This is a genomic window from Gilliamella sp. B2911 (assembly GCF_026536965.1).
Lineage (GTDB): Bacteria > Pseudomonadota > Gammaproteobacteria > Enterobacterales > Orbaceae > Gilliamella > Gilliamella apicola_E.
Genome location: NZ_JAFNNA010000001.1, coordinates 232570 through 247235, shown reverse-complemented (window position 1 = coordinate 247235; position 14666 = coordinate 232570). Strand labels below are relative to the sequence as shown.

Annotated in this window: 13 protein-coding genes; 4 read left to right on the top strand and 9 right to left on the bottom strand. The window is 34.0% G+C overall.

Annotation, left to right across the window (positions count from 1 at the left end):
- Positions 1 to 34: 34 nt before the first annotated feature.
- From yccX to manD, 6 genes are all read right to left on the bottom strand, one after another.
- Positions 35 to 313 (bottom strand): acylphosphatase, encoded by a 279-nt coding sequence (gene yccX, locus J3U27_RS01070; protein WP_267338221.1) that lies wholly within the window; start codon positions 311 to 313, stop codon positions 35 to 37.
- A gap of 79 nt (positions 314 to 392) precedes the next feature.
- Complete coding sequence (locus J3U27_RS01065) at positions 393 to 1076, bottom strand: GntR family transcriptional regulator (RefSeq protein ID WP_065734229.1); 684 nt, start codon at positions 1074 to 1076, stop codon at positions 393 to 395.
- 138 nt (positions 1077 to 1214) lie between these two features.
- Positions 1215 to 2696 carry a mannitol dehydrogenase family protein gene (locus J3U27_RS01060; RefSeq protein WP_267376597.1) on the bottom strand — a complete coding sequence of 494 codons (1482 nt, stop codon included), beginning with the start codon at positions 2694 to 2696 and terminating at the stop codon, positions 1215 to 1217.
- A 12-nt stretch (positions 2697 to 2708) separates the two neighbouring features.
- On the bottom strand, positions 2709 to 4061 hold the full coding sequence (locus tag J3U27_RS01055) for an MFS transporter (RefSeq protein ID WP_065734227.1): 1353 nt from the start codon (positions 4059 to 4061) through the stop codon (positions 2709 to 2711).
- Between the two features lie 57 nt (positions 4062 to 4118).
- Positions 4119 to 5135 (bottom strand): Zn-dependent oxidoreductase, encoded by a 1017-nt coding sequence (locus J3U27_RS01050; RefSeq protein ID WP_267338218.1) that lies wholly within the window; start codon positions 5133 to 5135, stop codon positions 4119 to 4121.
- A 15-nt stretch (positions 5136 to 5150) separates the two neighbouring features.
- The gene (manD, locus tag J3U27_RS01045) at positions 5151 to 6365 is read right to left on the bottom strand and encodes a D-mannonate dehydratase ManD (RefSeq protein ID WP_065734225.1); all 1215 of its coding nucleotides are present in this window, start codon (positions 6363 to 6365) and stop codon (positions 5151 to 5153) included.
- Between the two features lie 434 nt (positions 6366 to 6799).
- On the opposite strand from manD, the gene J3U27_RS01040 reads away from it, so the two are divergent.
- Together J3U27_RS01040 and pabB are read left to right on the top strand one after the other, a co-directional pair.
- Positions 6800 to 7366 (top strand): anthranilate synthase component II, encoded by a 567-nt coding sequence (locus tag J3U27_RS01040; RefSeq protein WP_267338217.1) that lies wholly within the window; start codon positions 6800 to 6802, stop codon positions 7364 to 7366.
- A gap of 2 nt (positions 7367 to 7368) precedes the next feature.
- Positions 7369 to 9102, top strand: coding sequence for an aminodeoxychorismate synthase component I (gene pabB / locus J3U27_RS01035; RefSeq protein ID WP_267376594.1), 1734 nt, complete (start codon positions 7369 to 7371; stop codon positions 9100 to 9102).
- Positions 9103 to 9163: 61 nt separating this feature from the next.
- Here the strand turns inward: pabB and J3U27_RS01030 are convergent, their stop codons facing one another.
- Genes J3U27_RS01030 through J3U27_RS01020 form a run of 3 tightly spaced genes read right to left on the bottom strand, consistent with a single transcriptional unit; the run spans position 9164 to position 12633 of the window.
- A complete protein-coding gene (locus J3U27_RS01030; protein ID WP_220225102.1) occupies positions 9164 to 9742 on the bottom strand; it encodes a PqiC family protein in 579 nt (192 codons plus the stop codon).
- Positions 9742 to 11379 (bottom strand): intermembrane transport protein PqiB, encoded by a 1638-nt coding sequence (gene pqiB / locus J3U27_RS01025; protein ID WP_065734221.1) that lies wholly within the window; start codon positions 11377 to 11379, stop codon positions 9742 to 9744. The genes J3U27_RS01030 and pqiB overlap by 1 nt, the downstream gene beginning before the upstream one ends.
- 15 nt (positions 11380 to 11394) lie before the next feature.
- The gene (locus J3U27_RS01020; RefSeq protein ID WP_065734220.1) at positions 11395 to 12633 is read right to left on the bottom strand and encodes a PqiA/YebS family transporter subunit; all 1239 of its coding nucleotides are present in this window, start codon (positions 12631 to 12633) and stop codon (positions 11395 to 11397) included.
- Between the two features lie 419 nt (positions 12634 to 13052).
- Here J3U27_RS01020 and recA point away from each other — a divergent pair, with 419 nt between their 5' ends.
- Together recA and J3U27_RS01010 are read left to right on the top strand one after the other, a co-directional pair.
- Complete coding sequence (gene recA, locus J3U27_RS01015) at positions 13053 to 14099, top strand: recombinase RecA (protein WP_065562294.1); 1047 nt, start codon at positions 13053 to 13055, stop codon at positions 14097 to 14099.
- The gene (locus tag J3U27_RS01010) at positions 14099 to 14599 is read left to right on the top strand and encodes a regulatory protein RecX (RefSeq protein ID WP_267330067.1); all 501 of its coding nucleotides are present in this window, start codon (positions 14099 to 14101) and stop codon (positions 14597 to 14599) included. The genes recA and J3U27_RS01010 overlap by 1 nt, the downstream gene beginning before the upstream one ends.
- Positions 14600 to 14666: the final 67 nt, after the last annotated feature.

The following is a 14666-nucleotide window of genomic DNA, read 5'->3' as shown; positions in this document are numbered from 1 at the left end:
AAAATTGCCTTATTTTACTTTATTTTTTAGTAAATTAATATCTAACATTAAAAGAAGTTAAATCATTTTGGGGGGGCTGTTCTGAAACATCAATACCAGTTATTCGTGCGGATGTAGGACCACCTCTTTCAATCCACTGTATTAACTTAGATATTATTAAATCATCCCCTTTAGCAACTAACTCAACGTCACCATTATCTAAATTTCTAACATAACCCGCTAATCCTAACTTAACTGCTTGTTGATAGGTAAAAAAACGGAACCCTACCCCTTGAACACGACCAGATACTCTAATTTTAACTTGTTTTATCATACTAAAAAGTCTCACTCGATAAACTAAGCTTAATTTAAAAATTGAAATCGCGAATTAGTTTGTTTATTTAATAAAATGATCAATCAACAAACCATTCATTATGCTGTTGTGATACTATTTTTATCGTTTTTAATATAGTTGATAAATGCTCATGAAGTGCAAGTGCAGCCATTTCAGGATCATGATTTTTTAGCGCAATAACGATTTTTCCATGCTGTTTAACTAGGTCTTCTGGTGGGGATATATCTTCTAAAGTAAGGTATCTTACCCTGTCCATCATTGCTTTGATATTTTCGACGGTTTCCCATGCCATGGGACAATCAATAACATTCATTATAATCTGATGAAATTCATCATCTTTTTCAAGAAAATAACCAATATCTTTATGTTTGTTAGCATCAATTTGTTCTTTTAAATTTTTTTCGAGTAATAAAAGATCTGAATCATTAATTTCTTGTGCTGCACGTTTAATAATTGCACACTCAACCGCATCACGAATAAATTGACCATCAATTACTTTTTTAACTGATATTTTCGTTACAAAAGTTCCACGTTGTGGAAGAATTTGGACCAATCCAGCTTCTGCTAGTTTAATAAAAGCTTCACGAACGGGTTGGCGTGAAACATTAAATTGACCAGAAATGTCTTTTTCAGACAATAAAACACCTGGTAATACTCGGCAAGTGATAATGGCCTTTCTTAATTGGCGATATATTTGTTGATTAACAGGTTCTGAGGTAGTTAACGCTTCCGATTTGAACATATATTACTTTCAAAAAACAAATTACAATAAAAGAGAATATAGGGGATTTTTGAATATAAGAAAAGTTTTTTATTTAATAATAAAAGTGCAATCATCTAAAGATGATTGCACTTGGCTTATTAATTATTGTTAGTGGAATTAAAAATTTTGAGTTATTTGTTTAACGGTCTCTTTTGCTCCTATGTCTCTTAAAGAAAGATAAGCTTTAGTTACCTGTTCAATAAACAATGGATTTTGGGGTAGATCCTCTCCAAAAACATGTTTTAAAGATAACAGTGCATTAACTCGATCTTGATTATCTGAACTATTTAAAACCAACTCTTTTAATTTCTCGGCTGCTGGATCGCAAACTTCAATAACGTTACCACTATCATCCACACCACTAACATAACGCATCCAAGCTGCAACACCTAAAGCTAAACAATCAAATGGTGTACCATTAGCTAAATGATATCTAACAGAATCAAGCATACGTTGTGGAAGCTTTAATGTTCCGTCCATTGCGATTTGCCATGTACGATGTTTTAAACCGGTGTTGCGATAACGATCGAGTAATGAATCAGCATAAGCTGACAAATCAACATTTTTTACCCGTAATGTAGTTGCTTGCTCATTTAACATTAAATGCCTAGCTGCTTTAACATAATTAGGATCTTGCATACATTCATCAATATGCATATAACCAGCTAAATAACCTAAATAAGCGAAAAATGAATGACTACCATTTAACATGCGTAATTTCATCTCTTCATAAGGCAATACATCATTAACTAATTCTGCCCCTGCTTTTTGCCACTCTGGACGACCAGCCACAAAATTATCTTCAATCACCCATTGTCTAAATGGTTCACCAGCGATACCTGCCGGATCATCAATACCACCAAGTTGTTTTTTTATTTTAGCCATCGTTTCCGGCGTTGCTGCGGGTACAATCCGATCAACCATTGTTGATGGGAAAGTAACATTTTCCTCAATCCATTGCGCTAAACTTTCATCGCGTTGTTTAGCCAAGGCTAACACAACATTACGAGTAACATGTCCATTTTCTGGCATATTGTCACAAGACATAACTGTAAAAGGTCTTAATCCTTGCTCTTTACGTAAACGTAAAGCTTCCACAATGACACCTGGAACAGATTTAGGTGTATGTGGATTAGATACATCATGAATAATTAATGGATTATTAGTATCAATTGATGATGTTGATGGTAGATAGCAATAACCTTTTTCGGTTACAGTGATTGACACAATTGCAATTTCTGGACGAGTCATCACATCTAAGACTTTCTGAATTCCATCAACATCTGCATGTAATGCTTCTTTTGCAATACCTACAACACGAGTATTCCAATTATCATAAGACATTTCACACACACTAAATAAGCAATCTTGTTGTTTTAAATCTTGAATTTGTGCTTCACCACCAATCAAGTTAACTTCACAGTATCCCCAATCGCTATCATATTGCGCAGCCAATATATCTGCATAAATAGCTTGATGAGCACGATGAAATGCTCCAAAACCAAGATGAACAATTTTGGTTTTAATTTTGCTTCTATCATAAGTTGGAACAACTACCTCTTTAGGTAGTTGTGATAAAGTTTGATTCGATAATCTCATTATTTCTTCCGTCTAATTTTTACTATCTGCCGCATCATGTAAGTCAGCTAAATCACGATCTTTTACCTCCGGCATAAGAATAGCCGAGATAAGACCAATACATGAGTAAACAATAATCATAGCCACAATTGGCCACCAATCATTTACCATTTTACAGAAAATTCCAGCCAGAATTGGGCCAAATCCTACGGCAATTAAACCACCTGCTTCTTTAGATATTGCCATTTGGGTGAATCGATTGCGAGCACCGAACATTTCGGCCATGGTGATGTTTTCTAGGGCAAATAAGCCTAAAACTGCAATATTATGAATGAGAATCAAACATAATGTAATAGTATTTACAGAATGATTTATATCTACAATGATAGATAACATTGGATATGCTAGTATAATTGCAGACAATGTTAGTATTATATAAGGAATTTTTCGACCAATCTTATCTGATAACCAACCTAAGAAAGGAATAGTCAAGAAGCCGACAATTGAACTAAACATAATTGCATCAGTTGGAATACTTTTATTAAATAATAATGCTTGCACTAAATATCCCGCTAAGAAAGTTTGGATTAGACCAGAATTTCCTGCTTGACCAAAACGTAATCCTGTAGCTAACCAGAATGATTTACTTTTAAACATTCCAAGTAATGAGATATGTTTTGTAACATCACTATCATTTTTTAGCGTATTAGTATCATTAACCTCATCAAATACAGGGCTTTCTTTTAAATTCATTCTTAGCCAAATTGCAAAAATCATAACAACAACACTTGCTATAAATGGAATGCGCCAACCCCATGCAACTAATTGATCTTTATCTAATAAAAAAAACATAAATGCCCATATTGCTGTTGCACTTAATGTCCCACAGTTAGTTCCCATTGCAACTAATGAAGAAATTATTCCTCTTTTCCCTTTTGGTGCATATTCAGCGAGCATTGTTCCAGCGCCAGAAATTTCAGCACCTGCGCCTAATCCTTGAATTATACGTAAAACAACCAACATCAATGGCGCAAAAATACCTACTTGAGCATAAGTTGGTAGTACACCAATTAACGTAGTACATACCCCCATCATTGTGATAGTAATGAATAAAACTTTTTTACGGCCGATAGCATCACCCATGCGACCAAAAACGAAGGCACCAATGATTCGTGCAACATAACCAGCACCATAAGTGCCCATTGCTAAAATCAGCGCCATAATAGCAGATTGTTCCGGAAAGAAAATTTCATGGAAAACTAAAGCAGCACCTAAAGAATATAATTGAAAATCCATAAATTCTAGAGCTGTTCCTAACCAGCCTGATACTGCGGCTTTAACTAAATCCGAAGTATCCCTTTCACACTTATTTCCTATATTATTCATACTGTTCTCTCTTTTAATATTTTATCTAAAAACGTTCTTCATAAGGCTTTTTGAGTGTTAATTAAAGGTCAATAAAACTTTGCAGCAATGTTTCTGATCTTTCTCAAAAGTTTCAATAGCTTGAATTACTTGCGTATAATCAAATTGATGAGTGATTAACTTCTGAGGGTCTATTAATTTTTTCTTTAACCAATCGATAACAACTGGAAACTTATTCGCATTTAATCGAGAAGAAAAAATAGATAGCTCTTTGCTGGTTATCCCTTGTTGAGTAATTACACAAGGATCACTTGAAAAGCCCATGATTAGGATCCTTGCAGCGGGAGAGGCAATAGTAATTGCTTCTTGTAAAATCGAAGGATGACACGCAGCATCAATTATAATCGTCGGTTTAATATTGAGTTTTTCTAGTTCATTCTTTAGTAATATATCTGTATTGTTTATTACTATATCTGCACCACTTGTTTGTGCCATAGCCAAACGTTCATCAATTCGATCGACAACGATAACTTGTTTAACTTTATAAACACCTTTTAGCGCCTGTACTGATGTTAGTCCCATTGGACCTGCACCATAAATTAAAGCAACATCATTTTCAGCTGGTTTCAAATGACTAGTAGCATTCGCTGCAATAGTAAACGGTTCAATCATTACAGCAAATTCATTACTAATATCATCTGGAATCGGGTAGGCATTTTTGCTTGGCACTGTTGTATATTGACTAAATCCACCATCACGATGAACGCCTAAAACTGTCAAAGATGTACAAACATTGGGACGCCCAACTGAACAAGGGTAACAACAACCACAGCTAATGACGGGATCGACAGAAACACGTTCACCAATTCTTGATCGATCTACTCCTTCACCTACCTCATCAATGACGCCAAAAAATTCATGTCCGATGACTCTTGGATATTTTGCAAATGGATTGTGTCCTCGATAAATATGACTATCTGAACCACAGATGCCAGCTAGTTTAACTTTGACTCTAACTTCACCTTTAGCTGGTTGAGGAACTTCACGTTCCTCGATTTCTAGTTCATTAGGTTTTTTTACAACGATACTTTTCATATAAGCTCCCTCAACTTACCAATTCCACAACGTGCCATCTTCTAAACGAGCAATTGGCAAATAAGCGGGGTTGTATGGATATTTTGCTGCTAGTTTTTCATCAAAATCGATACCTAAACCTGGTTTGTCACTTGGGTGCATATAACCATCAGTAAAGGTCCAGTTTGGTGAGAAGACTTCTAGCATTTGCTCTGAGTAACCCATAAATTCTTGAACACCAAAGTTAGGTACCCACATATCAAAATGAAGTGCAGCTGCATGACAGATTGGTGATAAATCTGATGGTCCATGAGAGCCTGTTCTAACTTGATAAAGCGACGCAAAATCAGCTATTCGACGCATATGAGTTATACCGCCTGCATGGGTTATTGTGGTTCGGATATAGTCAATAAGCTGTTCTTCAATTAACTGTTTACAGTCCCAAATACTGTTAAATACTTCACCTACGGCAATTGGTGTTACGGTGTGTTGGCGAATTAAACGGAAACATTCTTGATTTTCCGCTGGTGTTGGGTCTTCCATCCAAAATAGGCGATAGTCTTCAACACTTTTACCAAATCGAGCAGCTTCAATCGGTGTTAAACGATGGTGCATGTCATGCAATAAATGTTCGTTAAAACCAAATTTATTTCTCACTGCCTCAAATAATTTTGGTGTGAAATCAAGATATTTATCGGTAGCCCAAAACTGTTCTTCAGGATAGTTACCTCGTGTTGCTGGTTCGTAAGCTAAGTTTTTACCTTTACTTTGACCGTAGGTGGTTTTCATTCCTGGTATGCCACACTGCACTCGAATAGCCTTAAAGCCCATTTCTTTATGTTTAGCATAATCATCTAACGCTTCTTCAATATCTTTACCTGTGGTATGGCAATACACCATTACACCGGTGCGAGAAGCTCCACCTAATAATTGATAAAGTGGCATATTGGCAACTTTACCTTTGATATCCCATAACGCCATATCTATGGCTGATATTGCTGACATCGTCACAGGTCCACGACGCCAATAGGCACCTTTATAGAAATATTGAAAAATATCTTCTATTTGACTGGCATCTCGCCCTATTAATTGTGGGCAAAGATGATCTTTAAGATATGATGCGACGGAAAGCTCACGTCCATTGAGCGTCGCATCACCTACTCCATATACGCCGCTATCTGTCGTTATTTTTAATGTGACAAAATTCCTTCCTGGACTACAAACAAAAACTTCTGCTTTTACAATTTTCATTAAATACCTCGAAAATAAATTGTGTAACTACAAATTAATCGATTAAATACTACCATACAAGTAGATTAGTATATTTTTGTGAGAGAGATCACATTACGAAGAAATATCTCAAAGAAAAAAGGAGCTTTTATAACTCGCTTCACAGAAGTTTAAATAAAAGATGGCATATGTAATGCATTGAAAGTTATTGAAAGAGGAACATCATTTATTTTATATATCATGCAATTTTATACATGATTTTGATCCCCTAAGTTAAATTTTTTTCTTAAATTACATTCAAAAACCCCGTTCCTCAAAATTTAAAAAAAAGTTGAGGAACGGGGTTTTTGAAAGCTTATATATAAACTGCTTTATGTGATATCCCTTTTTATAATAGAATCATCTGTCACATTTCAAACCTTCATTTTTTAAAGTAATAAGTATTGGATATAATTTTGATTCTTCTGATTGATAACTATGATTCATTTACATTTAATATATATGATTACCTGTGCCGTGCTGGCGCGAAGGTTATGGTCATCAAAAATGATGAAAAATCTATTGATGAATTAAAACAATTGTCGTTTTCTAAAATGGTAATTTCCCCAGGGCCAGGTACGCCAGATAATGCTGGGATATCGTTGTCAGCAATTCAGGCTTTTGAGAATAAATGTCCAATACTTGGTATCTGTTTAGGCCATCAAGCGATTGCTCAATATTTTGGATTCTCGATTATTAAAGCACCTGTACCCATGCATGGAAAAATTGATGAGATCATTCATGATGAAAAGGGATTATTTTCTGGAATTAAAAATCCTCTGTCTGTTGTAAGATATCATTCGTTAATTGTACAAAATTCGTCAAATGAGTCACCTTTAACAATCACTGCTACCAATAAACAAGGGTTGATTATGGGGTTACGACATAAAACATTACCTATCGAATCTGTACAATTCCACCCTGAAGCGATCAAGACTGAATTTGGTTTAAAAATGATAAGCAATTTTGTTAGTGAGCAATAAGCATGAAAATTTATATCGATTTTGAGGGGCAACGTAAATATTTTTGTGATCCAATAAAAATCATAAAGTCATCGGATTATCACTCAATAAAAAAACATATTGATGAGATAGAAGAGTTTATACAACAAGGTTATTTTGCTTGCGGTTATCTTGCTTATGAAAGCGCTATGGGCTTTAATGAGTCAAATAAGACCAAAATAGTCACAAAATCAGACCAGGATTTACCTTTACTTTTTTTTGGTATTTTTGAGAGCTATACAACAATAGCTCATACTGAGTGTGCTTCACCCGAGTATTTTGAATTGTCTTGTGACACAAATATTGACGAATATCAGCAGAAAATTAGTTATATTCGATCACAAATTGAATTAGGTAATACTTATCAAACCAACTATACCATTCAATTTAACGCTTCATTCAATGGTGATCCTTTAGATCATTATCATTTTCTACAAAAAAATAATCAGGCAAATTATTGTGCCTATATTGAATTTGAAAATTATCATATTTTATCTATCTCCCCTGAGCTATTTTTTAAATTAGAAGATAGAACCATTACAACTAAACCGATGAAAGGAACAGCAGCACGAGGTTTAAATTCTGACCAAGATAAACAACAAGTGGCGCTGTTGAAGTCAGAAAAAAATCTTGCTGAAAATATGATGATTGTTGATTTACTTCGTAATGATTTAAGCAAAATATCAGTGCCAGGTTCAGTAACCGTTCCACATTTATTTACAGCAGAAAAGTATCCGACTGTCTGGCAACTCACTTCAACTATTCAAGCAACCGTAAAACAAAATATAAGTTTGTATCAGCTATTTCAAGCGCTGTTCCCGTGTGGTTCAATTACTGGTGCGCCCAAATCAAGTACCATGCAAATCATTAGTAATATTGAAAACTCGGCCCGCGGAGTTTACTGTGGCACAATTGGTTATGTAGAACCTTTAATGAAAAAGGCAGTATTTAATATTCCAATACGAACTTTAACTATACATAATCAACAGTTAAATTATGGTGTTGGTGGTGGCATTACATGGGATTCAACTGCTGATGATGAATATCATGAGATTTTAGCTAAAACAGCTATCTTAAATCGAACGCTGACTATTCCTGAATATATTATTGAAACATTATTGCTTAAAGATGGCGAGTTGGTTTTGCTTGATATGCACTTAGATAGGTTGATAAATTCAACGAGTTATTTTGATTTTGAATGTGATATTCAAACAATCAAAAAAACATTGACTAATTTAGCTAAAACTCATTCATCAGAAAGATATAAAATTAGGCTTCTGCAACCTAAATATGGCCAAGCAAAAATAAGTCTCGATAAACTTACTCACTCAATGGTGATTGATAAGCTTGATTTTGCACCCAAATGTGTCGATAAGGAAAACGCTTTTCTCTATCATAAAACGACTAATCGACAACACTTTCCTGAATTAGCAGCTGGGCAAGAATATATCAATTATAATCAATATGATGAACTCACTGAGTTTGTTAATGGTAATATTGCGTTGTTGATTAATGAAAAGTGGGTAACACCAACTATTACTTCGGGTTTACTTGCTGGTACTATGCGACAGTATTATTTGGATAATCATCAATTAACCGAGCAAAAGATTGTCAAACAAGATATTTTGCAAGCCGAGAAAATAGCATTTATTAATAGTGTGCGAGGATGGGTTGAAATTAAAGACCAGATATTAGATAAATTAAAAGCACAGTTTTGATGATCTGAAATTAAGAGCAGAGAACATTCCGTCATCATATTGACGGAATGTTTAGTAAGTATTAATGTTTAATTGAATTTGCAAAGTCTAATTCTTCATTTTGCCAGCCTTCGGATAAGGCTTTTACCAAAGCATCATAACCATTTGTTGCAAGTGGAACATGACGTTCAATAGCTTTAGTTACGATTTTACCTTTCTTATCTGTCACTACCCAGCGTCCTTTTATGATTGCATCGCCATTATAACCGCCATGGAAACCATCAATAAAAAGTTTAACTGTAAAAGTTGGCGTGGTAATTGATTTAGTTGACACCAAATAATTAGGCAAAATTTGAGTTAAGTCTTGTGACAATCGATCGGCAAGTTGTTGAGACAGCGTTGATGCCCATAAATGATTAGTTGCTGTGACATATTTTATGTCCTGTGTTTGCAGGACAATACCGGGTTTGTTTAAGAAACTAGCTACCTCAATGGACTCAATCCAAATAAAATGATCTGTAGTTTGTGTCATTCTTGAGCCAGTCAAATTACTAGTTAATTGAAAATAACTTTTACTCGGTGCATTTGATGAACAACCAATTATAGTTCCTAATAATGTCACCAATATCGTAACTTTTAGCGTTCGAATTAATTTAACCATTATTTCTTACCTCTGGCTTTGGGTTCTTGGTCTTTTTTATTTGGCGCTGAGAAAATCAATGCATTACTTTTATTATTTAATGTGTTAAGTAAAGGAGTCAGCTCATCCATCATTAGTTGAATTTTCTGTAAACTTTCGATCATTTGCGTGTTAAGTTCAGATCCCGGTTGCAACCCTTTCATGGTCTCGTGTAATGAACGAATTGCCTTTTGTAAATCCTTCGGCATAGCTTGCATCTCTTTACTCGCCATAATTTGATTTAATGAATTCATTAGTTTTTCACTTGATTCTAATGATTTATTAAATTGTGTCATCGTGTTATTCAACGGTAAACTGTTAAAGTTGTCGAGTAATTGCAATATTTTTGCTTGAATTTGAGCAAATCCTGTTGATGTTGTTTCGATAGTATCGTAACCATATTGGTTAGCTAATTTTATATTGTATTTATTTTTTAAATCAGGATAAAAATCTAGATCAATATAAAGCGCACCAGTAAACATATTGGACGTTTTTAATGACGCTCTTAGTCCATTTTTTTGTTCATCTTTTATCAAAGCTGCTATATCGATCTTATCATCAACTAATTCTGATAGACGATCAGGCTCTATTCTGATTAATACTGGTACTTTTTGGTTGAGAATTGATCTTTCTTTTAACATTTCTGTGGTATAAAACGGTACTTTACTCACTGTACCCAATCTTATACCATGATATTCCACTGGCGCACCTTCAGTTAATCCCGATATGGAATCAGTAATCATAATTAGAAATTCTTTATATTCAGTGTACTGTGAATCTTGAATCGATTTTCTATCTTCATATAATTTATAGACATCATGTTGCTTCGCCGGTTCACCTAATTTTGCGCCATCTGGTAAATCAAAGCTGATTCCACCAGACATTAGAACATCTAACGAAGGAACTTCAAGACTTGCTCCACGTGATGATAAAGATAAATTGATACCACCCTCTTTCCAAAAGCGTACATTTTCGGTAACTAATGCATCATAAGGTTTGGTTATAAAAACTTGATATTTCATTTTACGAGCATCGACATCAAATAAGGACGTTTCAACATTACCGACTTGATAACCACGGAACATCACTTTTGCACCACGAGGTACTACACCACTTTGGTCACTTTCTAAATTTAAGCGAATTCCTTTTATACTTGGATCAGATAACGGTGGTGTATCAGATAGAATAAATGGGTTATTTTTGAAACTATGCGTATCGTTGCCTGAGACCAGTTCAATATATACACCAGATAAAATAGTGCCAAGCCCTGTCACACCATCACGGCCAATTTCAGGTTTAACTACCCAAAAAATTGAGTCATTTTTTAACAATGGCTCCATATCATTATAAATTCGACCTTTTACGACGACTTTCTTGTAGTCATCAGATAATGTCACTTCATCAACTATACCAACGTCAACGCTACGATTTTTGATTACAGTCTTACCTGCAACAATGCCATTTGCATCATTGGCTAATAAGGTAAAAGATGTGCCTCTATCAGCAAAGTGGGCATAGATAATCCATAATCCAACAACGGCGGTTACTATGGGAATAATCCATATTGCAGAAATTGCTCGGATTTTAATTATTTTTGCTAATTTTCTTGAGGTTGCCATATTATTCCTATTATTCTATTTTCGATTTCGATCCCAAAGTAAGCGTGGATCAAATTTTTGGGATGCAATCATAGTAATGATGACGACGGTTGCGAAAAAAGTAACACCAATATCAGGATAAACTCCCATCATTTGTTGGTTTCTAACTAAAGAACAAACTACAGAAACAACAAAGATATCTATCATTGACCATTTACCAATAAATTCTACAGCATTATATAATTTCTTCATTTTTAAGCAATTATGTTTATTTTTATCTTTCACGGCTAAAGCAAAATAACATAACCAGCTGAGTGAAATAATCTTTAAAATTGGAATAACCACGCTTGCGGAAAAGATAACTAATGCCACTGGTACATCCCCTGACTGCCACATATAGATAACACCATCCATAATAGTTGAGGTCGACGCTGAACCAAATACAACTGTGATCATAATTCCGAATAAATTAGCGGGAATATAAATTATTAATGAAGTTACCAATAATGCAATTGTCCATTGTATTTTATCTCGCCCTCTTACTTGGCTTTTTTGTTTACATCTTGGGCATTTGGCATACTCAACAGGGACGATTGCATGGCAACATTGACACAATTTTATATTTTGAGAAATTCCCGTTTCACCAACTTCTAATGCTTTTATTGAAAAATCACTTCGATGAATTTCATTCCAGATTTTACCCGGAGTGAAGATAACTAAAGCTTTAATATAAAAGAATACGAATAAACAAAATGCCCAAAATGTGCTAGTTACACCAATATTGCCATAACTCATTAATTTAACGAAACTAACTAATATGCCAGTTAAAAATATTTCAGGCATACACCAATGTTGGAATTTTTCATAAACAATAAGTAAATCTCTTTTCCGATATTTGGTTAAATTAATATTTGAACAAAGTAAGGCAATAATTGATAAATTGAGTAATGGAAAGACTAATACGAAAAAAATAAATAATGCTGAAATATAACTATATTTATCAATAAAAAGTATTCTTGGAATGTCCAGCACACTTACGCCATTGACATTACCAACTAAATTGATATCAATAAAAACAAAACCACAAGCAACAATGAGCATAATTAGAGAGCAAATTGCATACATTGCCGCTCTAAACTTCATATTGACATTGTTTTTAAATAATATTGTATTACATCGTGGACAAACAGCTTTGTGGCCAACTGCAACATCAGCTAATTCGATGACCAAATCACAATGAGAACACAATACATAGTCTTGACTATCAGTGGTCATTTTTTTCCTTTATTTATATTTTAAGCTATAAAGATGTTTTTGATTAGCATAACATTTAGGTATAAAAATCTTCAATGATTATAATATGTTGAGGCAATTAATTTAATACATCAATAACGACTAAAATTTATTTCTATCATCATACCAAATGGTTTTTTTTTATGAAAGTATTACCTAATTAAATTACCTTAATTTGATTATTCTCATTTTTTAAAAGATCTATTTTTTAGTCACCTTTTTAAATAATTCAATATCTTTTTCAGCACTAGATCATAAACAAATTCTGCAAAAAATTAATAAATTTTGTGACCAATTTCACAGAGTTAACTAATTTATGAATGTTTATAAAAAAAACTTGATACTGTATAACAATACAGTATAATGTACCCCAATATCCTTACTTATTGGAATTTTATTATATGAATGAAAACAAACAACGTGCACTTTCTGCAGCATTAAGCCAAATCGAAAAACAATTTGGTAAAGGTTCAATAATGCGTTTAGGTGATACTCAGACACTAGACGTAGATGCGGTTTCAACAGGTTCTTTAGGGTTAGATATTGCATTAGGTATCGGCGGCTTGCCAATGGGAAGAATTGTTGAAATTTTTGGGCCGGAGTCATCAGGGAAAACAACATTAACATTATCTGTTATTGCTCAAGCACAAAAAGAAGGTAAAACCTGTGCATTTATCGATGCTGAACATGCTTTAGATCCTATCTATGCAGCTAAGTTAGGTGTTCAAGTCGATGATTTATTAGTTTCTCAACCTGATACAGGAGAGCAAGCTCTTGAAATTTGTGATGCATTAGTTCGTTCTGGTGCAGTTGATGTGATTATTGTGGACTCGGTTGCAGCATTAACACCAAAAGCAGAAATTGAAGGTGAAATGGGCGATTCTCACATGGGGTTACAAGCACGCTTAATGTCTCAAGCATTACGTAAATTAACCGCTAATATCAAAAATGCAAATTGTCTTGTCGTTTTCATTAACCAAATTCGTATGAAAATTGGTGTAATGTTTGGAAATCCAGAAACCACTACCGGTGGTAATGCCTTAAAATTCTATGCATCTGTTCGTTTAGATATCCGTCGTACTGGTGCGGTAAAAGAAGGCGAAGATGTTATTGGTAGTGATACGCGTGTAAAAGTAGTTAAAAATAAAGTAGCTGCGCCGTTTAGACAAGCTGAATTCCAAATCCTTTATGGATGTGGTATCTCTAAAGAAGGTGAATTGATTGATTTAGGTGTTAAACATAAATTAGTCGATAAGGCTGGAGCTTGGTATAGCTACAACGGTGAGAAAGTAGGTCAAGGTAAAGCAAATTCAATTAAGTTTTTACAAGAACATCCTGAAATTGCCAAAGAACTTGAAACGAAATTACGCGATTTATTGTTAAACAGTCCTGCTGTTTTCTCTGCTGATGATGAAGACGTTTCGGCAGATGATGAAAGCTTTGAGTAATGGAAAAAAAACTCAATAAATTAATCTTAAATAAAGCTGTGCAATTACTTGCACAGCGTGATCACTCATCATGCGAACTTAGCCGAAAATTAACATTATTTTTTAGCAAAAAAATTACTTGCTCAAAAGATGATTATCCAGAACAACTAAATAAGTTAAAAACAGAAATAGAACATGTAATTGCACACTGTACTAATCAACATTGGATGGATGATAAGCAGTATATTGAAAAGTATATCTTTATGCGTGCTCATAAAGGTTATGGAAAATATAAAATAAGCTTGGAATTAAAACAGCGAGGTTTGCCATCAGATCTTAGTAGAGAGCTATTACTTTTAGCTGATATTGATTGGTCAAAAATTGCATGTCATCAATTATTAAAAAAGTTCAAACTTATCGAACCAAAAAATAATCAACAAAAACAAAAAGTAATACAATTTTTAAAGGCCCGAGGATTTACACAACTTGATATAAAAACTGCGTATAGTTTGTTGACTTAAATTATTATAGTCCCTACAATATTACTTAGATAATACCCATTACGTAAAAAGCTCTCAAGATCTTTTA

Bases quoted from the DNA above. Each gene is read 5' to 3' on its own strand.
- yccX (WP_267338221.1), bottom strand. From the start codon at position 313: ATGATAAAACAAGTTAAAATTAGAGTATCTGGTCGTGTTCAAGGGGTA.
- J3U27_RS01065 (WP_065734229.1), bottom strand. From the start codon at position 1,076: ATGTTCAAATCGGAAGCGTTAACTACCTCAGAACCTGTTAATCAACAA.
- J3U27_RS01060 (WP_267376597.1), bottom strand. From the start codon at position 2,696: ATGAGATTATCGAATCAAACTTTATCACAACTACCTAAAGAGGTAGTT.
- J3U27_RS01055 (WP_065734227.1), bottom strand. From the start codon at position 4,061: ATGAATAATATAGGAAATAAGTGTGAAAGGGATACTTCGGATTTAGTT.
- J3U27_RS01050 (WP_267338218.1), bottom strand. From the start codon at position 5,135: ATGAAAAGTATCGTTGTAAAAAAACCTAATGAACTAGAAATCGAGGAA.
- manD (WP_065734225.1), bottom strand. From the start codon at position 6,365: ATGAAAATTGTAAAAGCAGAAGTTTTTGTTTGTAGTCCAGGAAGGAAT.
- pabB (WP_267376594.1), top strand. From the start codon at position 7,369: ATGAAAATTTATATCGATTTTGAGGGGCAACGTAAATATTTTTGTGAT.
- J3U27_RS01030 (WP_220225102.1), bottom strand. From the start codon at position 9,742: ATGGTTAAATTAATTCGAACGCTAAAAGTTACGATATTGGTGACATTA.
- pqiB (WP_065734221.1), bottom strand. From the start codon at position 11,379: ATGGCAACCTCAAGAAAATTAGCAAAAATAATTAAAATCCGAGCAATT.
- J3U27_RS01020 (WP_065734220.1), bottom strand. From the start codon at position 12,633: ATGACCACTGATAGTCAAGACTATGTATTGTGTTCTCATTGTGATTTG.
- recA (WP_065562294.1), top strand. From the start codon at position 13,053: ATGAATGAAAACAAACAACGTGCACTTTCTGCAGCATTAAGCCAAATC.
- J3U27_RS01010 (WP_267330067.1), top strand. From the start codon at position 14,099: ATGGAAAAAAAACTCAATAAATTAATCTTAAATAAAGCTGTGCAATTA.